Genomic DNA, 24,642 nt, shown 5'->3' with positions numbered 1-24,642 from the left:
GCCAGCGACGCGGGTGAGCCACGGCGCGGCTTGCCGCGCCGTCCGTGATCAGGCAGGCACGTCGGCACCGGCGCCTACCGGCGCCGGCATGCTGGCTCCATGCGCCCGGCTGCGGCCAAGGATCAGGTCCACCGCCTTCTCCGCGATCATGATGGTGGGCGCATTGGTGTTGCCGCTGACCACGGCCGGCATCACCGAAGCGTCCACCACCCGCAGCCCGTGCACGCCGCGCACACGCAGATGCGGGTCGACCACCGCGCCGTCGTCGCGGCCCATGCGGCAGGTGCCCACCGGGTGGTAGACGGTGTCGGTGCGCGCCCGCAGCACGGCGCGGATCTGCTCATCGGTCTCGATGCCCGCGGTGAACACCTCCCGCCGCACGCCGGCCGCCATCGCCGGTGCCTGCATCAAGCGGCGGGTGAGCTTGAAGCCGGCCACCAGGTCGTCGAGGTCGCGCGGGTCGCTGAGGAAAGCGGGGTCGATCAGCGGCGCGGCCAGCGGATCGGCGCTGCGCAGCGTCAGCGTGCCGCGGCTGTGCGGGCGCAGCAGGCACACATGGCAGGACACGCCATGCGCGCGGTGCAGCCGGCGGCCGTGGTCTTCCATCAGCGCCACCAGGAAATGCAGCTGCAGGTCGGGCGCCACCAGGCCGGGCCGGCTGCTGACGAAGCCGCCGCATTCGGCGAAGTTGCTGGTGAGCATGCCGCGCCGCTGGCGCAGGTAGTGCCAGGCCTCGCGCGCCATGCGCAGGCCGCCGCCCAGCGTGAAGCCCACCGCATCCAGCGTGGGCAGCTCATAGGCAAAGACGAAGTCGGGATGGTCGTGCAGGTTGCGGCCCACGCCGGGCAGGTGCTGCAGCACCGGCAGGCCCAGCCGCGCCAGTTCGGCCTGCGGGCCGATGCCCGAGAGCATCAGCAGCTGCGGCGTCTGCAGCGCGCCGGCACACAGCAGCACCTCGCGCCGCGCCCGCAGCTGGCGCCGGTGGCCACCCTGCAGCAGCTCCACGCCCACGGCGCGCCTGGCTTCGAACAAGACCCTGAGCACCTGCGCCCCGGTGTGCACCTGCAGGTTCGGCCGGCGGCCGATGTGCGGCAGCAGGTAGGCGCGGGCGGCGCTCCAGCGCTCGCCGTTCTTCTGCGTCAGCTGGTAGGCGCCCAGGCCTTCCATGCGTTCGCCATTGAAGTCGTCGTTGAGCGCAAAGCCCGCCTGTTGCGCCGCCTGCATGAAGCGCTGGTGCAGCGGATTGCCGGTGCGTGAATCGGCCACCCACAGCGGCCCGCCCTGGCCGTGCAGCGGGCCCTGCAGCCGCTCGTTGTGTTCGCTGAGCTTGAAGTAGGGCAGCACCTCGTCCCACGACCAGCCAGTGGCGCCCATCGCGGCCCAGCCGTCGTAGTCGCTGCGGTGGCCGCGCACGTAGATCATCGCGTTGATGGCCGACGAGCCGCCCAGGCCCTTGCCACGCGGCTGGTAGCCGCGGCGGCCGTTGAGGCCGGCCTGCGGCACCGTCTCGAAGCCCCAGTTGTGCAGCCGCGTGCGCAGCAGTGCCACGGTGCCCATGGGCGTGCGCACCAGCGGGTGATCCCCACGGCCACCGGCTTCCAGCAGGCACACGCGGGTGCCGGCGTCTTCGCTCAGCCGCCCTGCCATCACCGCACCGCCCGAGCCGCCCCCCACCACGATGTAGTCGAACACGTCGGACATGCGGCCTACACCCAGCGACGCAGCACGCCCAGCAGCCGCTCGAACAGACGGCTATAAGGCGGGCGGAACAGCACCGCGCCGGTGAACCGCGACTGCTGGTAGACCGGCTTCAGGTGGCTGAAGCGATCGAAGCCCCATTGGCCGTGGTACGCGCCCTGGCCGCTGGCGCCCACACCGCCGAAAGGCTGGTCTTCCTGCCCCATGTGCCACAGGCAGTCGTTGACGGTGACACCGCCGGCATGCGTGTCGCGCAGCACGCGCTCGCGCGCGGCGGCGTCGCGGCCGAACCAGTACAGCGCCAGCGGCCGGTCGCCGGCGTTGATGAAGGCCAGCGCCTCGTCCAGCGTGTCGTAGGTCACCACCGGCAGCAGCGGGCCGAAGATCTCTTCCTGCATCACGCGCATGGCCGGCGTGGCGCCCAGCAACAGCGTGGGCACCAGCTTGGGTGTGCCGGATTGGAGGTCTTCGCCCGCCGGGTTCAGCGGCACCAGGCGGGCGCCGCAGTCGCGGGCGTCGTCCAGCAGGGCCTGCAGCCGCCGGCGGTGGCCGTCGCTCACGATGGCGGTGTAGTCGGGGTTGTCGCGCAGCGTCGGGTACAGCCGGGCCACGGCCTGCTGCAGGTGCTGCACCAGCGCGTCCGTCATGCCGCGCGGCAGCAGCAGGTAATCGGGCGCGATGCAGGTCTGCCCCGCATTGAAGAGCTTGCCCACCGCCAGCCGCGGCACCGCCTGTGCCAGATCGACGCTGGCATCGAACAGCGCGGGCGACTTGCCGCCCAGCTCCAGCGTCACCGGCGTGAGGTTGGCGGCGGCGGCCTGGGCCACCTTGCGGCCGACCGCGGTGGAGCCGGTGAACACCAGATGGTCGAAGGGCAGCGCGCAAAAGCGCCGGCTCAGCTCGGCATCGCCGGTGAGCACGCACAGCTCGGTGGGGTGGAAGTGGCGCGCCACCGCGGCGGCCAGCGCGGCCGACAGACGGGGCGTCAGCTCCGAGGGCTTGATGAGCACCCGGTTGCCCGCGGCCAGCGCCGCCACCGCCGGGCCCAGCGCCAGTTGCAAGGGGTAGTTCCAGGGCGCCACGATGCCCACCACGCCCAGCGGCTGCGGCAGCAGGCGGTTGTGCCCGGGCCGGAAATGCAGCGCCGTGCGCACCCTGCGCTGGCGCATCCAGCGGCGCAGGTGGCGGCGCGCGTGGGACAAGCCGGCCTCCAGCACGAACAGCTCGGCCAGCCGGGTCTCGTGGGTGCTGCGGCCGCCGAAGTCGGCACGGATGGCTTCGACGAATTCGGCTTCATGGGCCTGCAGCAGCTGCTGCAGGCGCTGCAGCCGCGACAGGCGCTGCGAAAAGCTGGGGTGCCGGTCGGCGGCGAAGGCGGCACGCTGTGCGGCGAAGGCCTGGCCCAGCGCATCGTCCGTGGTGAGGAACTGCTCGGTACGCATGGCCGCATGGTGGGGGCAGCCGGCGCCGGCGTCCATGGGGCAAACGGTCCGCGGCTTTATGATTTCGGCCAAATCGACCACCCAACCGCACGCAGCATGAACTTCTGGGACTTTGCACGCGGCCCCGCCAGTGTGAAAGTGGTGCTGGAGTTCGGGCTGGCGCGCGGCTTCAGCCAGGACGACCTGCTGGCCCGCAGCCGCATTGCGCCGCAACATCTGCAAGACCCCAACTTCGAGCTGAGCGCGCTGCAGGAGCTGCGGGTGGTGGAAAACCTGCTGCGGCTCGCGGGCCACCCGCCCGGGCTGGGGCTGCAGGTGGGCCAGGGCTACCGCTTCTCCACCTTCGGCCTGTGGGGCTACGGCCTGGTGTGCAGCGCCACCGTGGGCGAAGCGATGGCGCGGGCGCTGCGCTTCATTCCGCTGAGCTATGCCTTCTCGAGGGTGGAGCAGCGCATCGAAGACGGCCTGTGCCTGCTGCAGATGCGCCCGCCCGACCTGGCGCCCGGCCTCAGCCGCTTCCTGGTGGAGCGCGACCTGGCGGCCGCGGCCTCGCTGGTGCTGGAAGTGGGCGGCCCCGGCCTGCAGCTGCAGCGGGTGGAGCTGCAAGGCGGCCGTGGCCGCGCCCACCGGCCCTGCCCCGGCCTCACCCACCTGGGCGGCGCGCCGGTGCGCTGGGATGGCGAGGGCTACTGCCTGGGCTTCGATGCGCGCTGGCTGCCGCACCCGCTGCCCTCGGCCAACCCCATCTCGGCCGCGATGTGCGACGAGCTGTGCGCCAAGCTGGTGGAGCGCTGGCGGGTGCGTGAAGGCACCAAGGCCCTGGTGCAGCAGGTGCTGGCCGCCACGCCGGGCGACAGCCGGCCCTCAGTGGGTGCGCTGGCCGGGCTGACCAGCACCAGCGAACGCACGCTGCGCCGCCGGCTGCAGGCCGAAGGCACCAGCTACCGCGAGGTGCGTGCCGCCGCCCTGGCCGAACAGGCCCGCGAGCTGCTGCGCGACCCTGCGCTGCCCATAACCCGCATCGCCGAACGGCTGGGCTACGCCGACCTGTCCAGCTTCTCGCAGGCCTTCAAGCGCTGGCAGGGCCTGTCGCCGGCGGCGTACCGGCGACAGCTGGCGGCGGCCATCGACTAGGGCCGGGACGGGCTGCCCACGGCCGGCGGAATACCGGCCATCAGCTCGCACAGCTTGAAGATGGCGGTGGCATTCAGCTCGCCCCAGCCCAGGTTCTGCGCCACCTTGTTCAGCTCATGCACGGTGTTGGACAGCATCACCGGCACGCCCAGGGTTTCGGCATGGTTGCGGATCAGCTCCGTGTCCTTGACCATGGTGCGCAGGTGGAACGAGACGTCGAACTGACCGTCCCACATCGCGCGGCCGGCACCTTCCACGATGGGCGACCGAAAGTCGCTCTCGCTCCACACGTCCACCAGCTGGTGGCCGTCCAGGCCTGATTTGCGCGCCAGCGCCAGCGATTCGGCCAGCGCCGCGACGATGGTGCTGACCAGGTGGTTGCCGCACAGCTTGGCCGCGCAACCGGCGCCCACCTCACCCATGTGCCGGGCCGAGGCGCCCAGCTGCTGAAGCACCGGCTGCGCCGCGGCCCAGGCCTCGGCACTGGCGCCGGCCATGATCCACAGGCCGCCGGCATGGGCCTCGGCCCGGCTGCCGTGCACCGGTGCATCCACGAACAGCGCGCCCGCAGCCTGGAAGCGGGCCGCCAGGTCACGCGCGGTGGCGGGCAGCTGGGTGCTCATGTCGATGAACACCTGGCCCGGCTGCGCCGCCTGCAGCAGGCCGTCCGGTCCTTCCAGCACGCTGCGCAGCGCCTCTTCGTTCCACACCAGCAGCAGCACATGGCTGGCGCCTTCGGCGGCCTGGGCCGGCGTGGCATGTAGCGTGGCGCCGCCTTCCACCAGGCCCTGCGCGTTGGCCGGTGTGCGGTTCCAGCAGCGCACCGCATGCCCGTGGCGGCGCAGCGTCAGGCCCACGCCGGTGCCCAGCACCCCGGTGCCGATGACGGCGATGTTCATGATTGCCCTTCGTGTGCCTGCACGACGTGGTCGCGCATGGCCTGGATGATGAGATGACCCACGGTGGCGCCTGCGTCCTGCAGGCCCACCGACTTCTCGCGGAACACCGCCGCCTTGCCGTGCTGCGCCGTCATGGTCTTGGTGGCTTCCAATGCCTGTGCGGCCACAGCCTCGGCCTGCACCAGGGCTTCGCGCAGCGGCAAGCCGGCCGCAGCCGATGCTTCCAGCGACTGCAGCAGCGGCCCAAGCACGTCCACCAGGGTCTTGTCGCCGGGCTTGGCCTTGCCACGCTCCACCACGCCGTCGTGGTAAGCACGCCAGAAGGCGGCCAGCTCCGCGGTGCCGATGGCTTCGGCCGCCAGCAGCGCCTTGCCGCCGCGCATGAAGCCGGTGGCCGTGAGCGTTCCCATGGTGGAAGGCGCCGCCTTGGCGATGGCCATGCCGGCCATCTGCAGCGGCTTGCCGATGCCGTCGGTGCCGCCCGCGGCCAGCTGGGCCAGCACCGCCTCGTGCGCGGCGATGAAGCCCTTGTTCATCGTGATGCCCAGATCGCTGTCGCCCACCTTGCCGTCGAGCGCGATCAGCGCCTCGCGCTGCTGGGAGAACACCTCGCGCAGTCGCTGGAACAGGCCCGCCAGCTCGGGCTTGCCGATGCGATCCATCACCGGCCCGCCTGCGGGTGTTGACGGAAGAACGGCGTGTCGGCCGGCGCGGTGATCAGGCGCTTGAGCTCGTCGTCCAGCTTGATGAGCGAGATCGACGCGCCGGCCATCTCCATCGCGGTGGCGAACTCGCCCACGTGCACCTGGGCCACTTGCACGCCCTGGCCGCCCAGCACCTGGTGGATGCGGCGGTACATCACATACAGCTCTTCCTGCGGTGTGCCGCCCAGGCCGTTGACCAGCACCGCCACCTCGCTGCCCTGCCCCAGCTGCAGCTCGGCCAGGATGGGCTTGAGCATCTCGTCTACCACCGCATCGGCCGGCAGCAGCGGGCCACGGCGGATGCCGGGCTCGCCATGGATGCCCATGCCGATCTCCATCTCGCGCTCGCCGATCGAGAAGGTGGCGTGGCCCACCTCGGGCACGATGCAGCTGCTCAACGCCACGCCCATGGTGCGGGTGGCCAGGCGGGCCTTGTCGGCCACGCGCGTGACCTCGTCCAGCGACATGCCTTCTTCGGCCGCGGCACCCGCGGCCTTGTAGACGAAGAAGATGCCGGCCACGCCGCGGCGCTTGTGCTCTTCACCCTGCACCGACGAGGCCACGTCGTCGTTGCCCACCACCGACAGCACGCGGATGTTCTCCATCTCGGCCAGCTCGGTGGCCATGTCGAAGTTCAGGATGTCGCCGGTGTAGTTGCCGTAGATGTAGAGCACGCCCGCGCCTTGGTCGATGGCCTTGGTGACCTCGAACATCTGCTGCGCGCTGGGCGACTGGAACACGCCACCCACGGCGCAGCCGTCCAGCATGCCGCGGCCCACGTAGCCCAGGAACAGCGGCAGGTGGCCCGAGCCGCCGCCGGTGGCCAGGCCCACCTTGCCGGGTTGGCGCGCCACCGAGACCAGGCAGCGCTTGTCGTCGGCCACGTAGGTGAGCTGCTGCGGATGGGCGGCATAAATGCCTTCCAGCATCTCGTCGACAAAGGCCTCAGGCTCGTTCAAGAACTTCTTCATGTGTGCTCCTCGTTCCTTCTTGGGAGGTGGGTGGCGGCAGGTTTTCAGCGGCGCTTGCGCACCACGAAGAAGGCCCCCGCGACCAGGATGAATGCGCCGACGACGACGCGCTGCCAGGTGCTGGGCACGCCGGCCATGATCAGCACGTTGTTGATGACCACCACCAGCAGCACGCCCAGCAGCGTGCCCAGCACGCTGCCGGTGCCGCCGGTGATGCGCGCCCCGCCCAGCACCACGGCGGCGATGACGTCGATCTCCATGCCCACCAGGTCGAACGGGTTGGCCAGGCGGTTGGCACACACGTGGATCATCCCGGCCACGCCGGCCAGCGCGCCGGTGTACGCAAAGATGAAGAAGTGGATGGCCCGCACGTTGTAGCCCAGCCGTTCGGCCACGGCCAGGCTGCCGCCGGCCGCGAAGATGGCGCGGCCCATCAGCGTGCGGCGCAGCAGCCACCAGGTGAGCAGCGCGGCGGCCGGCAGCACCAGGAAGTAGGCCGGCAGGATGACCTGCGCGCCGCGTTGCGACTCGAAGGCGATCAGCGGAATCTTGCCGAAGCTGTCCATCTGGTCGGGCAGCTGCGTGATCCACACCGTGCCGATGAAGGTGAGCAGCACGCCGCGGAACAGGTACTGCGTGCCGATGGTGACGATCAGCGAAGGCGCCTTGAGCCCATGCACCAGCAGCCCGTTGACAAAGCCCAGCAGCCCGCCGCCCAGCGCCGCGGCCAGGAACACCAGCGGCAGCGGCGCCTGCGGCACATGCGTGACCACCAGTTGCGTGACGCTGTACATCGACAGCGCGGCGATGGCGGTGAAGGACACATCGATGCCGCCCGCGGCCAGGATGACGAACACGCCCAGCGCGAAGAGGCCGATCACCACGCTGGCGCGGGCGATGTCGATCAGCGTCTGCGCCGACAGGAACGCGGGGTTGGCGATGGCCACGAAGCTGCACAGCGCCACCAGCAGGAACAGCGTGAAGAGCTCGGGCCGGCGCGCCAGCAGACGCTGCAGGCCCTGCATCCGGCCGGGCCGGTCGCGCGCAGCCAGCGCGGCGCCATTAGCCGCGGTGAGCGAGGTATTCATGGCAGGGCCTCCACCGGCGCGTCGGTGTCCGATGCCAGCATCGCGTCCACCAGTTGTTCTTCCTGCACCGCATCGGCCGCGTATTCGGCGGCGATGCGGCCGTTGCGCATCACCAGGATGCGGTCGCAGTTCTGCAGCAGCTCGGGCAGGTCGTCGCTGATGACCAGCAGGCCCATGCCCTTGGCCGACAGCGACTGGATGACCTTGTAGATGGTGTCCTTCGAGCCGACGTCCACGCCCACCGTGGGGCCGTGCAGCAGCAGCAGCCGCGGCGCGATGGTGAGCCAGCGGCCGATGAGCACCCGCTGCTGGTTACCGCCCGACAGCGACTGCACCGGCAGGTCGACATTGGGCGTGGCGATGCGCAGCTCCTGCACCAGGTCTTGCGCCAGCGCGCGCGACTTGCCCGCGTCCAGCAGGCCCAGGCGGCCACGCAGCTTGTCCAGCACCAGCGCCGCCATGTTGGCCAGGATGGGCTTGTCCAGAAACAAGCCCTCGGCCAGCCGGTCTTCCGGCACGTAGCCGATGCCGTGCGCGATGGCGTCCGACGGCTGGCGCACCTGCACCGGCCGGCCTTCCATCAGCATCTGGCCCTGCGTGGCCGCCATCACGCCGGCCAGCGCCAGCGCCAGTTCGTTGCGGCCGGAGTCGGCCAGGCCCGTGATGCCGATGATCTCGCCGCGCGCCACGCTCAGGCTCACGTCTTGAAAGTGCCGGCCGCAGCCCAGGCCTTGCAGCTGCAGCAGCGGCGCCGCACCCGCCGCCGCCGCGCCGGCCTGCCGGTAACGTGTGCCGTCGATCAAGCGGCCGGTCATCAGCTGGCCCAGCTCGGCCTTGGTGTAGCTGTTGATCGGGCCCTGGGCCACGCACTGGCCGTCACGGAACACGATGGCCTGGCCGCCGATGCGGTAGCACTCGTCCAGCTTGTGGGTGACGAACAGCACCGCCACCTGGTCGCGCTGCAGCTCACCCACCACGCGGATCAGGTTGTCCACCTCGCGCCGGGTGAGCGAGGTGGTGGGCTCGTCCATGATCACCAGCTTGGCCCGCGTGGCGATGGCGCGGGCGATGGCCACCAGCTGGCGCACCGCCAGCGGCAGCTCGCTGACCACGGTGGCCAGGAAGCCGTCGTCGGTGGGCAGGCCGGTGGTGGCCAGCGCACGGCGGGCAGTGTCACGCAGCAGCCGGTCGTCGAGCCGGCGCGCCAGGCGGCCCTGGGCGCGCACCAGTTGCTCCGACAGCGCCACGTTCTCGGCCACCGACAGGTTGGGAATCAGCGAGAGGTCTTGGTAGACCGTCTCGATGCCGGCGGCCAACGCCTCGATCGGCGTCAGCGACGCGTGGTCGCGGCCTTCCAGCCGGATCGAGCCCTCGTCGGGCGGCTGCGCCCCGGAGATGATCTTGATGAGCGTGCTCTTGCCGCAGCCGTTTTCGCCCAGCAGGTGGTAGATGCCACCCCGCTCGATCGTGACGTGAATGCCGCGCAGCGCATGCACACCGCCGAAGCGCTTGTGGATGCCGTGCACCTCCAGGAACGCAGCCATGGTCATCAGAACATGTAGTTCTTGTAGGTGGCCTTGTCGGCGATCACCATCGCATTGCCCACCAGCAGCAGGCCCTGGCCCGGACCCTTGGTGACGGTGACCTTGTCATAACCCTTGACGCCCAGGTCGATGCCGTTGGTCAGCGGCTTCTTCTCGAGCAGCAGCTTGGCCACCTTGTTCATGGCCAGGCCGGCGTCCTTCGGGTCCCAGAAGCCGATGGCGGTGATGGCGCCCGACTCCAGCAGCTTGGCCGATGGGTTGGGCAGGCCGGTGCCCACCAGGCACACCTTGCCGGCCAGGCCCGCTTCTTCGATGGCGCGGCCGATGCCGATCACATCGTTGCCGGCCGAGCTCTGGAAGCCCTTGATGTCGGGGTGCTTGCGCAGGATCTCCTTGGCCTTCTCGTAGGTCTTGTTGGCGTCGTCGAAGGACTCGTTCTTGGCGTCCACCAGTTGCATGCCGGGGTACTTGGCGGCGTTCTTGGCGCCGGCGTCCACCCACTGCAGGTGGGTGCGGCTGCCCAGCGATCCGACGAACGAGGTCCACTTGCCCTGCTTGCCCATGCAGCTGGCCAGGCGCTCGTTCAGCGCGGTGCCATAGGCGGCGTTGTCGAAGGCTTCAATGTTGGCCTGGGTGTTCTTCTGGTTGTCGGCCTCGTGCGTCACCACCACGATGCCGCGGTCCATCGCGCGCTTGAGCGCGCCTTCGATCACGGCCGGGTCCATCGGCACCACGGCCAGCGCATTCACCTTGCGCGCCACCAGGTCGTCGATGATCTTGAGCTGCTGGGCCGCGTCGGCCGTGGCCGGGCCGCTCTGGCTGGCGTTGACGGTGGGCGTGCTGGCGGCAAATTCCTTGACGCCGGTTTCCATGCGGTTGAACCAGGGAATGCCGCTGATCTTGACCACGGTGGCGATGGTGGGCTTGTCCTGCGCAGCCAGGGTGCCGACGGTGGCGGCCAGCACCGCGCCGACCAGGCAGGCCTTGTGGGGAACGAATTGCATGGGGTTGTCTCCGGTTCTTGACCCTCAGGACGGACGCTTCGGCGCAGGAGGGGGCTGCATCGAAACGGTGATCGGGGCGGTATCGCGCGGCATCAGGCTGCGCAGGTTCACGCGGCCGACGGCCAGGAACAGCAGCAGCAGCAGGCCCCAGGCAAAGTCGCGGAAGAAGTTGGACAGCTCGGCGAAATTGAGCATGCTGGACAGCAGCTGCAGCGCCGTGGTCGACAGGAACAGGTTGACCACGCGGCCATGGCCGCCTTCGGGCTTCACGCCCGCCATCACCGTGATGAGGATGGCGATCAGCAGGTACGACTGGCCGTAGTCCCACTTCACGTTGACGTTGCGTGAAGCGATGAGCACACCCGCCAGCCCGGCCAGCAGGCCCGAGACGCCGTAGGTGGTGATGAGCAGCCGCGCCTGCGGAAAGCCGGCATAACGCGCAGCCTGCGGGTTGGTGCCCATCAGGAAGAGGCGCACGCCGAAGGGACTGAAGCGCAGCACCGCCCCAAGCGCCAGCAGCACGGCGCAGAACAGCAGGAAGGACCAGGGCAGGCCGAGGAAGAGACCGTTGCCCAGTTCCATCAGCGGCTCGGCACTGCCCACACGCACCGACGGCCCGCCCGACAGCACCACCGCCAGCCCGGTGAACAGCAGCTGCGTGCCCAGCGTGCACAAGATCGGCGTGAGGCCCAGCCGCGCGATCAGCAGACCGTTGATGAGCCCACCGAGAAGGCCCACCGCCAGCGCCACGCTGGCGAAGGCCAGCGTGAACAGCAGCGGCGCTTCATCGGCCGACAACCAGCGGCCCACCAGCAGCGCCGACAGCACACCCGACAGATTGGCCAGCGCAATGCCGGACAGGTCGATGCCGCCATTGCCGGCGCACATGGCCAGCATCACGCCGGCGGCCAGCAGACCCAGCTCGGGCAGCTGGCTGGCCATGGACTGCAGGTTGTAGGGGTCGATGAAGGCGCCGCGCGACAACACCGAGCCCGCCAGCAGCACCAGCAGGTTGATGCCCACGAGGAACAGCAGTTGGGGATCTTGCTTGGGTTTCATCGGTTCAAGCGGCGTTGGCGTTTAGTGAACGCACTGAACAACAGCCACTTCGTTTAATGAACATCGTAGGTCGTTTCACTGAACGCATGATCCGGACAAACCCTGTCAGCACCGACCCCGAGACGTCAATATCCGCCCTCTTAGGCGGAAGTCGTTCAACTAGAATTTAGTGAACGTTTGATTAAAGCCAGAAGCCCATGTCATCCACCGTCAAAGACATCGCCCAGCTGGCGCAGGTCTCGGCCGCCACCGTCTCGCTGGTGCTCAACGGCAAGGGCGGCATCTCGGAAGAAACACGGGCGCGGGTGCTGCAGGCGGCCGCCAGCCTGAACTACGCGCCGCGCAGCCCCAAGGCCGGCACGCCCGCGCACACCGGCACGCTGCGCTTCCTGAAGATCGCCAAGCACGGCCACACCGTGAACCGCGACCACAACACTTTCATCGCCGACTACATCGACGGCATGTCGCACGAAGCCGGCGCCAACGGCTACAAGCTGGAGATCGTCAGCTACGAAGGCACGCCGGTGGAAGACATCGTCGCCTCGCTGTCGGGCACATCGCTCAGCGGCGTGGTGGTGCTGGGCACCGAGCTGTCGGAAGACGACGTGCGGCTGTTCGAAGGCGTGCCGCTGCCGCTGGTGTTCATCGACACCCACTACGACCTGCTGGAACAGAACTTCGTGAACATGAACAACCGCGACGCGGTGTTCAAGATCCTGTCGCACTTTGCGCAGCGGGGCTTCCGGCACATCGGCTTCGTGGCCAGCAACGTGGCCACCACCAACTTCCGGCTGCGGCGCGAAGCCTTCATGGACGGCATGAAGGTGCTGGGCCTGCCGGTGCGCGCACGCGACATCATCACGGTGGACTCCACCTACGACGGCGCCTACCAGGACATGCTGGCCAAGCTGCAGGCCGGGCTGGCGGTGCCCGAGTGCCTGTTCTGCACCAACGACATCATCACCTACGGCTGCATCAAGGCGCTGCGTGAATTCAACATCCGCATCCCGCAGGACCTGTCCATCATCGGTTTCGACAACCTGCCAATGAGCGCGGCGATGGACCCGCCGCTGACCACCATCGACGTGTCCAAGCGGCAGATCGGCTATCAGGCCATCAAGCTGCTGGACGACCTGGTGCGCGCCACCGAACGCGCCCCGGCGGTCAAGATCATGGTGGGCGCCAACCTGGTGGAACGCGCCAGCGTGGCCAGCCCGCCGCAACGCTGAGCCGCGGCGCCGACACCGGCCGTACACAGCTTGCAAAACAGGCCGTCGCCCGAGGCGGTTATCCTCGGCGGCCGTTCACTGCTACAGAAAGAGACGATGGCCACCGCCGCAAAGAAGTCGGGTGCTTTCATGAAGCCCCTGAAGCCCAGCGCAGAACTCGCGAAGATCGTGGGTGACGAGCCCCTGGCTCGCACCGAGGTCACCAAGCGCGTGTGGGACTACATCAAGGCCCACAACCTGCAGAACCCCGCCAACAAGCGCAACATCCTGTGCGACGGCGCGCTCAAGGCCGTGATGGGCAAAGACGAGGTCACGATGTTCGAGATGACCGCCTTGGTCGGCAAGCACCTCAGCTGATCACGACCCAGGCCGGTGCGTGGTCGCTGGCCTTTTCGCGGCCGCGCACGGCCTTGTCCACGCCGGCCGCCTGCAGGCGCTCACGCGCCGGTGCATTGAGCATCAGGTGGTCGATGCGCAGGCCGGCATCGCGCTGCCAGCGCTGGCGCAGGTAATCCCAGAAGGTGTAGAGCGGCGCGTCCGGGTGCAAAGCCCGCAGCGCGTCGGTCCAGCCCTGGGCCTGCAGGCGTTCAAACGCCGCGCGCGATTCGGGCTGCAGCAGCGCATCCTTTTTCCACGAGCGCGTCGAGTAGATGTCGGCCACCGCATCGGTGGGCACCACGTTGTAGTCACCGGCCAGCACCACCGGCGCGCCACAGTCGCGCAGCGTGGCCGCATGCTCGATCAAACGCTCCATCCACGCCAGCTTGTAGTCGAACTTGGGGCCGGGCTGTGGGTTGCCGTTGGGCAGGTACAGCGAAGCGATGACCACGCCGTCCACCACCGCCTCCAGGTAGCGGCTCTGGGTGTCGGCCGCGTCGCCGGGCAGGCCGCGGCGGCTTTCGATCGGGTCGGTGCCGCGCGCCAGCACGGCCACGCCGTTGAAGCCCTTCTGCCCATGCCACAGCACGCCGTAGCCGGCATCGCGGATGGCCGCCTCGGGGAAGGTGGCGTCCGAGGTCTTCAACTCCTGCAGGCAGGCCACGTCGGGCCGTGCTTCTTCCAGCCATTCCAGCAGCCGGGGCAGCCGGCCGTTGACGCCGTTGACGTTGAAGGTGGCGATCTTCATGGCTTGTCTAGACAGGTGGGGTGGCGGCGCCCGCACGCGCCATGCAGCGGCGCCAGCGCTCGTCCACCCGCTTGGCGAACCATTCGGTGGTGAGCTTGCGGGTGATCTTGGGGCTTTGCAGGTCAATGCGCGGCATCACCGCGCGCGGCAGGGTGCGGCCCTCCAGCTTCTCGGCCAGCGCGAACACCCGCTCGTACACGCGGCTGCGCTCGAAGCCGGCCTCTTCGCCCTGCTCCAGGTCGCGGCGGATAGCCGACGGGCTCATGTCCAGCCGGGTGGCCAGCACGCGCACCGCCAGCTCGGTGCTGCCGGGCGGGTCGTCGCCGCTGGCGCCGGGCCGTACCAGGTCGCCATCCAGCGCCAGCGGTATGCCGGAGGCCAGGCTCACCGCCTGCTGGAAGGCCGCATTGCGGCTGGCCCAGTGCCCGGCATTGAAGTCGGCGAAGCGGTACAGCATCTGCGGATAAGCGGCGGGGTAGTCCAGCAGGTGGGCCACGCCGAAGTACAGGCCGCCGCGGCGGGTGAACACTTCATGCCGGATGTTGATGGTCACCGGGTAAGGGTACGGCCGCTGGCGGGCATGCGCTTCGGCAAAGGCGATGCTCACCTGCATCGGCCCACCGGTACGCACCGGGTTGCGGCCCGCCAGGAAGCGCTGGCCCAGCGGCACCATGCCGATCAGGTCTTCGAAGGTTTCGCTCAGCTCACGCTCGGTCTTGGCGCCTTCGATGCGGTCGGCGTAGCTCTTGCCATTGGGCGAGGTGATCTGCAGCGCGCCACGCACCAGCAGCATGGGCACGCCGGCCTGGCCGGCCTGGCGTTCGATCTCGCGCCAGGCGATGGCACCCAGGCCGGGCACGGCCGGGTCGGCGCGGTAGGTGGATTCCTGCTCCGTCACTGCCAGCGCGGCGCACAGGTTGGCCGGCGTGACCGGCAGCTGCAGCGCCGCCATCGCGGCCACCACGTCGGTGGCCCAGCCACCGGCATCGGGCAAGGTGGCGGGCAGCAACTGGCGCACCAGCTCGCGGGCCTGGCTGGGTGGCAGGCCGGGCTCGGCCGCCGGCGGCGGCGTGGCGCAGCCGGCCAGCAGCAGGCTCAGCCAGGCCAGTGCGCCTGCGGCCCACGCGGCCACGGTGCAACGCCGGCCTGGCAGTGCTGGGGAAGACGATCGGGGAAGCGCTTGGACGTGCATGGCCGATTCTCGGCCACGGGCGCCAGCGTCAGCCCTTGGAAGCCGCGGCCGCGGTGCGGTCGCTGTTGGTGGTGCTGCGGCTGCCCTTCAAGTGCATCTCCACGTCGGTGGCCAGCGGGCCGACCGCGCCGACGGCTTCGTGCAGCTGCTCTTCGCTGACGGCCAGCTTGCGCGACCAGTCGGCCACCTGGGCAGCGTCGTCGAGGTCGATGCGGGCGGGTTGCTGGGCGTTGTCCTGGGCCATGGGCTGCTCCTTGCTTGTGGGTGAAGAGGCATGGTCGCCGCCCGCCCGCCCTGCGCCCACCGGACGGCAACGGCAGCCCGCGTAGGACGTTGCCCGCGCCGGAAACGCGAGGGGCGCCAGGGGCGTCAGGGGCGCCAGCCTCACAAGCCCGCGGGCTTGCCCAGGTGATAGCCCTGCGCGTAGTCCACGCCGATCTCGCGCAGCGCATCCAGGATGGCGGCGTTCTCCACCCACTCGGCCACCGTCTTGAGCTTGCACACGCTGGCCACGCGGTGGATCGATTCGACGATGGCGCGGTTCTGCAGGTCGGTGTCCATGGTCTTGACGAAGCTGCCGTCGATCTTCACCACGTCCACCTGCAGCTGCCGCAGGTACGAGAACGAGGAAAGCCCGACACCAAAATCGTCGAGCGCGAAGCGGGCTCCGCGGCTGCGCCAGGCGGCGATGAAGCGGTGCGCCGCCTCCAGGTTGCCGATGGCCGCGGTCTCGGTGATCTCGAAGCACACGCGGGCGGGGTCCACGCGGTACTGCTCGAACAAGGCCATCACGTCGCCCAGGAAGCTGGCATCGCCCAGCGACTGGCCCGAGACGTTGATGGAGCAATGGGTGTGCGGCGTGGCCGCCATCCAGGCCAGTGCATGGCGGAACACCCAGCGGTCCAGCTCGCCCATCAGCTGGTAGCGCTCGGCCGCCGGGATGAAGAGCGAAGGCGGCACCAGCTGGCCGTCCTCGCCGCGCAGGCGCAGCAACACCTCGCAGTGCGAGATGCCGTCCGTGGTCGGCGCCGTGCTGACGATGGGCTGGCCGAACAGCACGAAGCGGTCGTCGGCCAGCGCGCGGCGCAGCTCGGCCACCCAGTGCATCTCACCGCGGCGGCCTTCGATCTGTGCATCGGCCTCGGCCGCGAAGTGCACACGGTTGCGGCCCGCTTCCTTGGCCGCATGACAGGCCACGTCGGCATCGCTGGCGGCGCGCAGCGCATTGCCGTCGCTGCGGCTCAGCGGCGCCATGCCGATGCTGGCGGTCAGGCGGTACTGCTGGCCGCGCCACTCAAAGCCATGGGCCGCGATCTGCTCGCGCAGCATGTTGCAGCGCTGGATGCCGTCTTCGCGGCTGCAGCCAGCCAGGATGAGACCGAACTCGTCGGCGCCCAGCCGCGCCACCACGTCGCTCTGCCGGGTGCCGGCCTGCAGCAGGCGGCCGATGTCGCGCAGCAGCGCGTCGCCAGCCGCATGGCCGACGGTCTCGTTGATCACCTTGAACTGGTCCAGGTCGACGTGGCACAGCAGGTCGCCATGGACCGGGCCGGGACTGTCGGCCGGCCGGCGCTCGCCGGCGGCCAGCAGGCGTTCGAACTCGCGCCGGTTCATCAGGCCGGTGAGCGCGTCCTGCCGCAGTTCACGGGCCACCAGCTCGGCCTGGCGATGCTGCTCGGTCACGTCATGGGCCACCCACACCAGGCCACCCGGGCGGCCCTGGCCATCGGCCAGCGGCGAGGCACTGTGGGTCAGGTGGCGCAGCTCGCCATCGGCCCTTTGCAGCAGGCAGGGCACGGCGCTGGCCACGCGGCGGCCCTGGGCCAGGCATTCATGCACCGGCGATGGCAGCGGCAGCCGGTCCAGCGTGGCATGCAGCCTGACCACCGCCTCGAAGGGCTGGCCGCAGGCCAACGCCTCCGTCACGCCCAGCAGCGCCAGCGCCGCGGGGTTGAGCGCATCGATGCGGCCTTGCGCATCGGTGGTGATGACGGCATCGGTCAGCGACTGCAGCGTGGTGCGCAGCCGCGCGGCCTGGGCCTGCAGCTCGGCGTGGCGCTGAGCCAGTTGTTCGGTGGCGGCTTCGGCTTCGCGCCGGGCCTGGCGCAAGGCCTGTTCATGCCGGCGCGTGGCCTCGGCATGGAACAGCGTGATGTTGACCACCGCGCCGGCCTGGCCGGCCGGCGCCTGCAGCTGCGCATTGGCCAGCACCGGGGTGCTGCTGCCATCAGGTGCCCGCAGGTCGAAGGCGATCTCGCGCGCAAAGCCCTGCAGCCGCAGCAGCGGCGCATAGTGGGTCTCGTGGAAGATGCGGCTGCCCGGGGCCAGCACATCCTGCAGCCGCAGCTGGCCCTCGATCGACGACAGAGGCCGGCCGCACCACTGCGCGGCCAGCGCATTGGCGCGCAGGATCAGGCCTTCGGCCGTGGTGTACAGGTGGCCGCATTGCGCCTCGTCGGGCAGCAGCGGCAGATTGCCGGTGGGGGTGGGCGGCTTCACGCGGCGGCGCGGCGCGCCAGGCGCGAGACAAAGCCATCGATCGCCGCGATGGTCTCGGCCGGCGCACTCAGGTGCGGGCAATGGCCGGTCGCCTTCATGCGCAGCAGCTCGGCATCGGGCAGCGTGCGCTGCAGGTAGTCGCCCACGGCCAGCGGGGCCAATGCGTCGTCGGCGCACTGCATCACCAGGCAGGGGGTGCGCACCAGCGGCAGGTCGGCACGGTGGTCGGCCAGGAAGGTCACGCGGCCGAAGTGGCGGGCGATGGCCGGGTCGGTGCGGCAGAAGCTGTTGGCCAGCCCGTCGCCCAGTTCGGGCCGGTCGGGGTTGCCCATGATCACCGGCGCCATCATCCGCGCCCACGCGAAGAAGTTGCTGTCCAGCGTGTCCAGCAGCTCCTCCACGTCCTGCCGCTGGAAGCCGCCGGTGTAGCCGGGCTGGTCGATGTAGCAGGGGTTGGGCGCCACCAGCACCAGGCCGCTGAACAGGTCGGGCCGCAGCTTGGCGGCCACCACGCCGATCATGGTGCTGACCGAATGCGCCACCAGCACCGGCTGCTGCAGGCCGGCTTCCTCACAGAGGGCGATCAGGTCGCGGGCGTGGCCTTCCAGCGTCGCGTGGCGCTGGCGGTCGTAGGCCGTGAGGTCGGAGCCGCCGGCGCCGACATGGTCGAACAGCAGCACCTCATGCCGCGGCTCGAACGCCGGGGCGACGTGGCGCCACACCTGCTGATCGCAACCGTAGCCGTGGGCAAAAACAAGCGGGCGATGGCCCACCACGCCCAGGCGGCGGACGTTGTGACGAGCAAGGTACTTCATTGAACTGCTTCATCGGCGCAACGGCGCTATGGTTGAGCACTGTTACAAGCGGCCCCGCCGAGGCAGCGCGTGAGCCGGTCAGTCGATGACGATGCCAGCGCGCTGGCCGATCGCGGCGTAGGCGTCGATCTCGGCCGCCACCTTGGCGGTGAAACTCGGGCTGTCGATGAACACCGGCTCAAGACTGGCGGCCTGCAGCTTCTGGCGCACCTCGGGCAGGGCCATCACCGCGGCCAGTTCGGCCGACAGCCTGCTCAGCACCGCGGGCGGTGTGCCGGCGGGCGCAGCCACGCCGTACCAGCCGTCGAAGACGGCCTTGGGCAGCTTGAGTTCGGCCACCGTGGGCACCTCGGGCAGGGCCAGCGCGCGCTGCGGGCTCAGCACCGCCAGCGCCCGCAGCTTGCCTGCCTGGATCTGCGGACCCGCCGAAGCAATGGTGTCGATGGCGAAGCTCACCTCGCCGCCCACCACCGCCAGCGAGGCGGCCGCGCTGCCGCGGTAAGGCACCGCCAGCAGCTGGATGCCGGCTTCATGCGCCAGCATCTCGCCGGCCAGGTGCGGCGCCGAGCCGGGGCCGAAGGTGGCATAGGTCAGGTCACCGGGCTTGGCCTTGGCCAGCGCCACCAGCTCGGCCAGCGTGCGGGCCGGAGTGGCCGGGCCGGCCACCACCACCAGCGGCGCCTTGGCCACGATGCCCACCAGCGCCAGCGCCTTGCGCGGGTCGTAGGGCAGGTTGGGCTTGAGCGCCGGCACCACGCTGTAGGTGGAAGAGCCCGAGACCAGCAGCGTGTGGCCGTCGGCCGGGGCCTTGGCCACCGCATCGGCGCCGATCATCGTGCTGGCGCCGGGCTTGTTGTCCACCACCACCGGCTGGCCCAGCCGGGCCTGCAGCCGCTCGCCCAGCGTGCGCGCCACCACGTCGGTGGCACCCCCCGGCGGAAACGGCACCACCAGCTTCAGCGGCCGGGTGGGCCAGGCCGCGGCGGTGCCGTTGCCGGCGGCCCACGCCCCAGGCGCCCACAGGCTGCCGGCCGCAGGCGCCAGCAGGCCGGCAGCCAGCGTGCGCAGCACGCGGCGGCGCGGCGCCTGCGGCTGGGCGGGTTGAGGAAGCTGGGCGGCGTTCAGGTCGGTGGGCATGGCGGCGGCGGGTCGAAGTGATCGATCCATCGTAGAAAGCGAGTGCCTTCGCGGCAATCGCTGAATATCGAAGAAGGCCTTGCCGATTTGGCAAGACCTGCCGCCGGCGCTGATTCGGGTGCTGAAGCCGCGTTGGAGCCGCGTTGGAGCAGCGCTCAGCCGCCACGGCGGCGCGAGGGCTGCAGCCGCTCCGGCAGCCGCTGCCGCAGGAAGTCGAGAAAGCGCTGCGCGCCATGCGGCAGCGTGCGGCCGGCCAGCGTCTGCAGCTGGATGTCGCGCAGGTCCAGGCCGCGGTCGCGCAGCGGCACGGCCACCATCTGGCCCGCGGCCACCCAATGGCGCGCCGAGACCTCACCCGAGACGGTGATGCCACCGCCCTGCAGCACGAAGCCGTGCAGCACCGCCACGGTGTTGCAGGTGAGCATGGGTTGCAGGTCGATCTGCTGGCGGCTGCAGGCGATGTCGATCATCTGGCGCAGCGTGGTGTCGGGCGCTGGCAGCGCCACCGGGTACTCGCACAGCCGCGCCAGCGTCAGAGAGCGGGCGGCGGCCAGCGGATGGTCGGGCCGCATCAGCGCCTGAATGGGCGCGGGCTGCTGGTGCTCCACGCGGATGTCCTTCTCGGGCGTGCGGCTGAAGGTGAGGCCGATGTCGGCATCACCGGCACGCAGGCGCGCCGGCACCTCGGCCGGTGCCACCACTGCCACATCGAACACCATGCGCTCATGGCTGCGGCGGAACTCCACGATCAGTGGCGGCAGGAAGTGGCTGGCAAAGCCCTCGGCACTGGCGATGCGCACCCGGCCCTGCCGCGCGCCGCGCAGCGCGTCGATGTCTTCCAGAACGCGGTCGGCGTCCATGCTGGTGCGGCGGGCATGCGCGGCCAGGATCTCGCCGGCCGGCGTGGGCACCATGCCGCGCGGCTGGCGCTCGAACAGCACCGTGTCCAGCGCCTGCTCCAGCCCCGAGATCTGCCGGCTGATGGCCGAAGCGGCCACGTGCAGCCGTTCCGAGGCCACGGCCAGCGAGCCGCTGCGCACCACTTCCAGGAAGTAGCGCAAGGCGGTGTCCTGCAGATGATGGGCACGCATGCTCAGCCTCCTTGCTGGCCTGGGACGATTCGGCCTGCCTTGCCGAAGCGGCAAGCCCTGTGTGCACAAATGCTGATTGTTGCATCGCGTCCGGCTGCCTACGCTTGTCGGCATGAGCAACCGACCCACCGCGCTGGCAGCCGCCGCCGCCCTCTACGACGACGGCCGCTTCCAGGCCGAGCTGGCCCGCCGCGTGGCCTGCCCCACCGAAAGCCAGGAGCCGGCACAGGCGCCGCAGCTGCTGGCCTACCTGCAGGATGAGCTGACGCCCGCGCTGCAAGCGCTGGGCTTCGACTGCCGGCTGCTGGACAACCCGGTGGCCGGCGGCTCCCCATTCCTGTTGGCGCGGCGGCAGGAGCCTGACGCGGCCTTCACCGTGCTGAGCTACGGCCACGGCGACGTGGTGCGCGGCCATGCGGCCCAGTGGCGCGAAGGGCTGCAGCCCTGGCAACTGCGGGCCGAAGGCGATCGCCTCTACGGCCGTGGCACCGCCGACAACAAGGGCCAGCACACCATCAACCTGATGGCGCTGGCCGAGGTGCTGGCCGCCCGCGGCGGCCGCCTGGGCTACAACCTGACGCTGCTGTTCGAGATGGGCGAAGAGACCGGCTCCGTGGGCCTGCGCGCGCTGTGCGAGCAGCAGCGCGCGCTGCTGGCCGCCGACCTGTTCCTGGCCTCCGACGGGCCGCGCGTGGCGGCCCAGCGGCCCACGCTGTTCCTGGGCTCGCGCGGGGGCTTCAACTTCGACCTGAAGATCGACCTGCGGCCGGCGGGCCACCACTCGGGCAACTGGGGCGGCCTGCTGCGCAACCCCGGCATCCGGCTGGCCCATGCCATCGCCAGCCTGGTGGACGCGCAGGGCCGCATCCGCGTGGCGGGCCTGCTGCCCGACCGGTTGCCCGACAACGTGCGGCAGGCGCTGCACGGCATGCAGGTGGGCGGTGGCGAGGGCGACCCCGCCGTGGATGCCGACTGGGGCGAGCCCGGGCTGACGCCGGCCGAGCGGGTGTTCGGCTGGAACACGCTGGAGGTGCTGGCCTTCAAGACCGGCAACCCCGAGGCACCGGTCAATGCCATCCCGGGCCGGGCGCAGGCGCACTGCCAGATCCGCTACGTGGTGGGCACCGACGACACGCGCTTCCTGCAGGTGCTGCGCCAGCACCTGGACGAGCACGGCTTCACCGAGGTTTCGGTGAGCCCCAGCGGCCCGCTGATGGAAGCCACGCGCCTGGACCCCGACGACGCCTGGGTGCACTGGGCGATGGCCTCCATCGAACGCAGCACCGGCCAGGCGCCCACCCTGCTGCCCAACCTGGGCGGCACGCTGCCCAACGACGTGTTCGCGCACACGCTGGGCCTGCCCACGCTGTGGGTGCCGCATTCGCACCCCGCCTGTGCGCAGCACGCGCCCAACGAACACCTGCTGGGCAGCGTGGCCAGGCAGGCCCTGCAGCTGATGGCCGGCCTGTTCTGGGACCTGGGCGAGCCGGCCGCCCGCGAGGCGGCCTGGGCGCCGCGCTGAAACTTCCGGGACCGCCAGGCGGTCAGGCTTTGCGGCGCTGCGCCCGCGCCAGCATCGGCGAGGCCTTGCTGGCGGCCATCACGTCCTGCGCGGTGGCCATCAGGGCCGGCGCCAGCGCTTCCATGCGGGCTTCGGTCAGCCGCACCAGCGGGCCGGCGATGGTGATCACGCCGATGGCCGGGCCGCCCGGTGCGCGCACCGGCGCGGCCATGGCCGACATGCCGGGCGCAAACACCTCGACGATGCTGCTCCAGCCTCGCTTGCGTGCGTTGCGCACATAGGCCAGCAGCGCCTTCATGGTGGTTGGCGCCTGCGGGCCGTATTCCTCGGGCTGGCCGAAGCCCTGGCGGGCCACGCGTTCCAGCGCTTCCTCGTCGCTGAGCGTGGACAGCAGCGCATGCCCGGCCGCGCTGCAGGACAGCTGCACCGCCAGGCCCATGTCGGGGTCGTAGCGCAGGCCGCGGGTGGCCCCCTGCGCCTTGGCCACGAACACCAGGTCGTCGCCGTCGACCACCGCCATGCGCACCAGCTCGCCGGATTCCTGCGCCAGGCCGTCCAGCAGCGGCTGCGCCACGTCCACCACGCCGGAGTTGCTGAGGAAGCTCAGCCCCAGTGACACCAGCTTGACGGTGAGCGTGTAGTCGCCGTGGTCGCGTTCCTGCCGCACGTAGCCGTACTCGGCCAGCTCCGCCAGCAGACGGTGGGTGACGCTGAGCGGAATGCCCAGCTCGTTGGAGACGAAGGACAGCGAGCACCCCTCCGGATGCGCAGCCAGTGTCTCCAGCACGTTGAAGCTTCTTTGAAGTTTTGAACTCATGTATCTCGGGCAGGCGCCGGGCCGTGGGGGCTGCGTCGGCACTCTAACGCCGGGGTCGATCACAAATGTGGGAGGAAGCGTATTCCCTATTGGAAACGTTTTCCGTTTTTCTTAAGCTCTTGGTCAAGATTCAACAAACCCTGCCATCGGAGACCCCATGAAGCTGACCCGCCGACCCGTCGTCGCCGCCTGCCTGACCGCGCTGCTGGCCCTGCCCGCGCTGGTGGCCCAGGCCCAGGACTTCCAAGAACGCACGATCAAGTTCGGCCACCTGAACAACGCCGACCACCCGGTGAGCGCCGGCGTCAAGAAGTTCGCCGAGCTGCTGGCCGCCAAGACCGGCGGCAAGATGAAGGTGCAGGAATTCCCGGCCTCCACGCTGGGCAACGAGCTGCAGCAGCAATCGGCGCTGCAGGGCGGCGTGCAGGAGATGAGCGCCCCCGCCACCACCTCGCTGGCCGGCATCGTCAAGGAGTTCGGCCTCATCGACTTCCCGTTCGCGGTGAGCGACTTCAGCCAGGCCGATGCGCTGCTGGACGGCCCTTTTGGCCAGGCCCTGCTGGCCAAGCTGCCCGAGAAGGGCCTGGTGGCGCTGGGCTACTGGGACCTGGGCTTTCGCAACGTCACCAACAGCAAGCGGCCCATCACCAAGCCCGAGGACCTGGAAGGCCTGAAGCTGCGCGTGATTCCCAACCCCGTGTTTCTGGAAACCTTCAAGGCCTTCAAGGCCAATCCGCTGCCCATGCCCTTCGCCGAGCTGTACGGCGCGCTGGAAAGCAAGGCGGTGGACGGCCAGGAGAACCCGTTCGCGGTGATCCTGTCCAACAAGATGTACGAGGTGCAGAAGTACGTCAGCGCCACCAACCACGTGTACGCGGCCAACATCGTGCTGGTCAGCAAGCGCTTCTGGGACAAGCTCTCGCCCGCCGAGAAAAAGGCGATGAACGACGCCGCCAACGAGGCGCGCAGCTACCAGCGCACCACCAGCCGCGCCGCCGCGCAGAAGGCCGTGGCCGAGCTGCAGGCCAAGGGCATGCAATACAACGAGCTGAGCCCCGCCGCGCAAAACGCGATGAGCGCCATCGCCAAGCCGGTGACCGACCGCCTGGCCGCCTCCTACGACCCGGTGACCGTGAAGCTCTACAACGAAGAGCTGGCCCGCATCCGCAAGTGATGCCTGCTGCCGCCTGACCTGCCGACTCTTCCCGCATGCCCATGAACATCCTCGTCCTGCACGGCCCCAACCTCAACCTCTTTGGCCGCCGCGAGCCGCACATCTACGGCACCACCACGCTGGCCGAGATCAACGAACGCCTGGGCGCCATCGCCCGTGAGCTGGACATCACGCTCGAAACCTTCCAGAGCAACCACGAAGGTGCGCTGATCGACAAGCTGCACGAGCGCATCGACAGCGCCCAGGGCGCGCTGGTGAACCCGGCCGGCCTGACGCAGCACGGCGTGCCGCTGCACGACGCGATCAAGGCCATGCCTTTCCCGGTGCTGGAGATCCACATGTCCAACATCGCGGCGCGTGAAGCCTGGCGGGCGCATTCCATCATCTCGCCGGCGGTCAAGGCCACCATCCAGGGCCTGGGATGGCGCTCGTACACCTTCGGCCTGCGGGCGCTGGTGGACCTGGTGCGCGACGGCCGCCAGGCCTGAAGAAGGCGC

23 protein-coding genes are annotated in these 24,642 nt (G+C 70.0%); 6 read left to right on the top strand and 17 right to left on the bottom strand.

What is annotated here, in order from left to right:
- Window positions 1-48: 48 nt before the first annotated feature.
- Together MW290_RS11050 and MW290_RS11045 are read right to left on the bottom strand one after the other, a co-directional pair.
- On the bottom strand, window positions 49-1,701 hold the full coding sequence (locus MW290_RS11050) for a GMC family oxidoreductase (RefSeq protein ID WP_250194709.1): 1,653 nt from the start codon (window positions 1,699-1,701) through the stop codon (window positions 49-51).
- Window positions 1,702-1,706: 5 nt separating this feature from the next.
- Window positions 1,707-3,140 carry a coniferyl aldehyde dehydrogenase gene (locus MW290_RS11045; protein ID WP_250194708.1) on the bottom strand — a complete coding sequence of 478 codons (1,434 nt, stop codon included), beginning with the start codon at window positions 3,138-3,140 and terminating at the stop codon, window positions 1,707-1,709.
- Window positions 3,141-3,236: 96 nt separating this feature from the next.
- Between MW290_RS11045 and MW290_RS11040 the strand changes: the two genes are divergently transcribed.
- Complete coding sequence (locus tag MW290_RS11040; RefSeq protein WP_250194707.1) at window positions 3,237-4,274, top strand: AraC family transcriptional regulator; 1,038 nt, start codon at window positions 3,237-3,239, stop codon at window positions 4,272-4,274.
- Here the strand turns inward: MW290_RS11040 and MW290_RS11035 are convergent.
- From MW290_RS11035 to MW290_RS11005, 7 genes are read right to left on the bottom strand one after another with little or no spacing between them, the layout of a single operon-like run.
- Window positions 4,271-5,173, bottom strand: coding sequence for an NAD(P)-dependent oxidoreductase (locus tag MW290_RS11035; protein ID WP_250194706.1), 903 nt, complete (start codon window positions 5,171-5,173; stop codon window positions 4,271-4,273). The genes MW290_RS11040 and MW290_RS11035 overlap by 4 nt on opposite strands.
- A complete protein-coding gene (locus MW290_RS11030) occupies window positions 5,170-5,835 on the bottom strand; it encodes a DAK2 domain-containing protein (protein WP_250194705.1) in 666 nt (221 codons plus the stop codon). The genes MW290_RS11035 and MW290_RS11030 overlap by 4 nt, the downstream gene beginning before the upstream one ends.
- Window positions 5,835-6,848, bottom strand: coding sequence for a dihydroxyacetone kinase subunit DhaK (locus MW290_RS11025; protein ID WP_250194704.1), 1,014 nt, complete (start codon window positions 6,846-6,848; stop codon window positions 5,835-5,837). Before MW290_RS11025 ends, MW290_RS11030 begins: the two co-directional genes overlap by 1 nt.
- 44 nt (window positions 6,849-6,892) lie before the next feature.
- A complete protein-coding gene (locus tag MW290_RS11020) occupies window positions 6,893-7,936 on the bottom strand; it encodes an ABC transporter permease (protein WP_375142747.1) in 1,044 nt (347 codons plus the stop codon).
- Complete coding sequence (locus MW290_RS11015; RefSeq protein WP_250194703.1) at window positions 7,933-9,486, bottom strand: sugar ABC transporter ATP-binding protein; 1,554 nt, start codon at window positions 9,484-9,486, stop codon at window positions 7,933-7,935. Before MW290_RS11015 ends, MW290_RS11020 begins: the two co-directional genes overlap by 4 nt.
- Window positions 9,486-10,484: a substrate-binding domain-containing protein gene (locus MW290_RS11010; RefSeq protein ID WP_250194702.1), complete on the bottom strand. Its 999-nt coding sequence runs from the start codon at window positions 10,482-10,484 to the stop codon at window positions 9,486-9,488. Before MW290_RS11010 ends, MW290_RS11015 begins: the two co-directional genes overlap by 1 nt.
- A 24-nt stretch (window positions 10,485-10,508) precedes the next feature.
- A complete protein-coding gene (locus MW290_RS11005; protein WP_250194701.1) occupies window positions 10,509-11,543 on the bottom strand; it encodes an ABC transporter permease in 1,035 nt (344 codons plus the stop codon).
- A gap of 197 nt (window positions 11,544-11,740) precedes the next feature.
- Between MW290_RS11005 and MW290_RS11000 the strand changes: the two genes are divergently transcribed.
- Window positions 11,741-12,772, top strand: a complete 1,032-nt coding sequence (locus tag MW290_RS11000) for a LacI family DNA-binding transcriptional regulator (protein WP_250194700.1) — start codon at window positions 11,741-11,743, stop codon at window positions 12,770-12,772.
- Window positions 12,773-12,868: 96 nt separating this feature from the next.
- Window positions 12,869-13,129 carry an SWIB/MDM2 domain-containing protein gene (locus MW290_RS10995; RefSeq protein ID WP_250194699.1) on the top strand — a complete coding sequence of 87 codons (261 nt, stop codon included), beginning with the start codon at window positions 12,869-12,871 and terminating at the stop codon, window positions 13,127-13,129.
- On the opposite strand, the gene xth is transcribed toward MW290_RS10995, so the two are convergent.
- The 7 genes from xth to MW290_RS10960 all read right to left on the bottom strand — a co-directional run bounded on the left by xth (window position 13,122) and on the right by MW290_RS10960 (window position 20,632).
- Window positions 13,122-13,898 carry an exodeoxyribonuclease III gene (xth, locus tag MW290_RS10990; protein ID WP_250194698.1) on the bottom strand — a complete coding sequence of 259 codons (777 nt, stop codon included), beginning with the start codon at window positions 13,896-13,898 and terminating at the stop codon, window positions 13,122-13,124. The genes MW290_RS10995 and xth overlap by 8 nt on opposite strands.
- Before the next feature lie 7 nt (window positions 13,899-13,905).
- Window positions 13,906-15,030 carry a DUF1615 domain-containing protein gene (locus MW290_RS10985; RefSeq protein ID WP_250194697.1) on the bottom strand — a complete coding sequence of 375 codons (1,125 nt, stop codon included), beginning with the start codon at window positions 15,028-15,030 and terminating at the stop codon, window positions 13,906-13,908.
- 88 nt (window positions 15,031-15,118) lie between these two features.
- Entirely contained in the window at window positions 15,119-15,334 is a 216-nt protein-coding gene (locus MW290_RS10980; protein ID WP_250194696.1) for a DUF3606 domain-containing protein, read from the bottom strand.
- A 140-nt stretch (window positions 15,335-15,474) separates the two neighbouring features.
- Entirely contained in the window at window positions 15,475-17,589 is a 2,115-nt protein-coding gene (locus tag MW290_RS10975; RefSeq protein ID WP_250194695.1) for a putative bifunctional diguanylate cyclase/phosphodiesterase, read from the bottom strand.
- Window positions 17,586-18,404, bottom strand: coding sequence for an alpha/beta fold hydrolase (locus MW290_RS10970; protein WP_250194694.1), 819 nt, complete (start codon window positions 18,402-18,404; stop codon window positions 17,586-17,588). The genes MW290_RS10975 and MW290_RS10970 overlap by 4 nt, the downstream gene beginning before the upstream one ends.
- A gap of 78 nt (window positions 18,405-18,482) precedes the next feature.
- Window positions 18,483-19,541, bottom strand: coding sequence for a Bug family tripartite tricarboxylate transporter substrate binding protein (locus MW290_RS10965; RefSeq protein WP_250194693.1), 1,059 nt, complete (start codon window positions 19,539-19,541; stop codon window positions 18,483-18,485).
- Between the two features lie 155 nt (window positions 19,542-19,696).
- Window positions 19,697-20,632 carry a LysR family transcriptional regulator gene (locus MW290_RS10960; RefSeq protein WP_250194692.1) on the bottom strand — a complete coding sequence of 312 codons (936 nt, stop codon included), beginning with the start codon at window positions 20,630-20,632 and terminating at the stop codon, window positions 19,697-19,699.
- 112 nt (window positions 20,633-20,744) lie between these two features.
- Between MW290_RS10960 and MW290_RS10955 the strand changes: the two genes are divergently transcribed.
- A complete protein-coding gene (locus MW290_RS10955) occupies window positions 20,745-22,154 on the top strand; it encodes a M20 family metallopeptidase (protein ID WP_250194691.1) in 1,410 nt (469 codons plus the stop codon).
- A gap of 22 nt (window positions 22,155-22,176) precedes the next feature.
- On the opposite strand, the gene MW290_RS10950 is transcribed toward MW290_RS10955, so the two are convergent.
- A complete protein-coding gene (locus MW290_RS10950; RefSeq protein WP_250194690.1) occupies window positions 22,177-22,971 on the bottom strand; it encodes an IclR family transcriptional regulator in 795 nt (264 codons plus the stop codon).
- A gap of 157 nt (window positions 22,972-23,128) precedes the next feature.
- On the opposite strand from MW290_RS10950, the gene MW290_RS10945 reads away from it, so the two are divergent.
- Both MW290_RS10945 and MW290_RS10940 read left to right on the top strand, forming a co-directional pair.
- Entirely contained in the window at window positions 23,129-24,145 is a 1,017-nt protein-coding gene (locus MW290_RS10945; RefSeq protein WP_250194689.1) for a TRAP transporter substrate-binding protein, read from the top strand.
- Window positions 24,146-24,186: 41 nt separating this feature from the next.
- Window positions 24,187-24,633 (top strand): type II 3-dehydroquinate dehydratase, encoded by a 447-nt coding sequence (locus MW290_RS10940; protein WP_250194688.1) that lies wholly within the window; start codon window positions 24,187-24,189, stop codon window positions 24,631-24,633.
- The last annotated feature ends 9 nt before the right edge of the window (window positions 24,634-24,642 follow it).

This window comes from Aquincola tertiaricarbonis, assembly GCF_023573145.1.
Lineage (GTDB): Bacteria > Pseudomonadota > Gammaproteobacteria > Burkholderiales > Burkholderiaceae_C > Aquincola > Aquincola tertiaricarbonis_B.
Note: the sequence above shows the minus strand (reverse complement) of the source record. Positions and strands in the feature narration are given on the sequence as shown.

Excerpts from the sequence above, each read along its gene's own strand:
- MW290_RS11050 (WP_250194709.1), bottom strand. The coding sequence starts at position 1,701 with ATGTCCGACGTGTTCGACTACATCGTGGTGGGGGGCGGCTCGGGCGGT.
- MW290_RS11045 (WP_250194708.1), bottom strand. The coding sequence starts at position 3,140 with ATGCGTACCGAGCAGTTCCTCACCACGGACGATGCGCTGGGCCAGGCC.
- MW290_RS11040 (WP_250194707.1), top strand. The coding sequence starts at position 3,237 with ATGAACTTCTGGGACTTTGCACGCGGCCCCGCCAGTGTGAAAGTGGTG.
- MW290_RS11035 (WP_250194706.1), bottom strand. The coding sequence starts at position 5,173 with ATGAACATCGCCGTCATCGGCACCGGGGTGCTGGGCACCGGCGTGGGC.
- MW290_RS11030 (WP_250194705.1), bottom strand. The coding sequence starts at position 5,835 with ATGGATCGCATCGGCAAGCCCGAGCTGGCGGGCCTGTTCCAGCGACTG.
- MW290_RS11025 (WP_250194704.1), bottom strand. The coding sequence starts at position 6,848 with ATGAAGAAGTTCTTGAACGAGCCTGAGGCCTTTGTCGACGAGATGCTG.
- MW290_RS11020 (WP_375142747.1), bottom strand. The coding sequence starts at position 7,936 with ATGAATACCTCGCTCACCGCGGCTAATGGCGCCGCGCTGGCTGCGCGC.
- MW290_RS11015 (WP_250194703.1), bottom strand. The coding sequence starts at position 9,486 with ATGACCATGGCTGCGTTCCTGGAGGTGCACGGCATCCACAAGCGCTTC.
- MW290_RS11010 (WP_250194702.1), bottom strand. The coding sequence starts at position 10,484 with ATGCAATTCGTTCCCCACAAGGCCTGCCTGGTCGGCGCGGTGCTGGCC.
- MW290_RS11005 (WP_250194701.1), bottom strand. The coding sequence starts at position 11,543 with ATGAAACCCAAGCAAGATCCCCAACTGCTGTTCCTCGTGGGCATCAAC.
- MW290_RS11000 (WP_250194700.1), top strand. The coding sequence starts at position 11,741 with ATGTCATCCACCGTCAAAGACATCGCCCAGCTGGCGCAGGTCTCGGCC.
- MW290_RS10995 (WP_250194699.1), top strand. The coding sequence starts at position 12,869 with ATGGCCACCGCCGCAAAGAAGTCGGGTGCTTTCATGAAGCCCCTGAAG.
- xth (WP_250194698.1), bottom strand. The coding sequence starts at position 13,898 with ATGAAGATCGCCACCTTCAACGTCAACGGCGTCAACGGCCGGCTGCCC.
- MW290_RS10980 (WP_250194696.1), bottom strand. The coding sequence starts at position 15,334 with ATGGCCCAGGACAACGCCCAGCAACCCGCCCGCATCGACCTCGACGAC.
- MW290_RS10970 (WP_250194694.1), bottom strand. The coding sequence starts at position 18,404 with ATGAAGTACCTTGCTCGTCACAACGTCCGCCGCCTGGGCGTGGTGGGC.
- MW290_RS10965 (WP_250194693.1), bottom strand. The coding sequence starts at position 19,541 with ATGCCCACCGACCTGAACGCCGCCCAGCTTCCTCAACCCGCCCAGCCG.
- MW290_RS10960 (WP_250194692.1), bottom strand. The coding sequence starts at position 20,632 with ATGCGTGCCCATCATCTGCAGGACACCGCCTTGCGCTACTTCCTGGAA.
- MW290_RS10955 (WP_250194691.1), top strand. The coding sequence starts at position 20,745 with ATGAGCAACCGACCCACCGCGCTGGCAGCCGCCGCCGCCCTCTACGAC.
- MW290_RS10950 (WP_250194690.1), bottom strand. The coding sequence starts at position 22,971 with ATGAGTTCAAAACTTCAAAGAAGCTTCAACGTGCTGGAGACACTGGCT.
- MW290_RS10945 (WP_250194689.1), top strand. The coding sequence starts at position 23,129 with ATGAAGCTGACCCGCCGACCCGTCGTCGCCGCCTGCCTGACCGCGCTG.
- MW290_RS10940 (WP_250194688.1), top strand. The coding sequence starts at position 24,187 with ATGAACATCCTCGTCCTGCACGGCCCCAACCTCAACCTCTTTGGCCGC.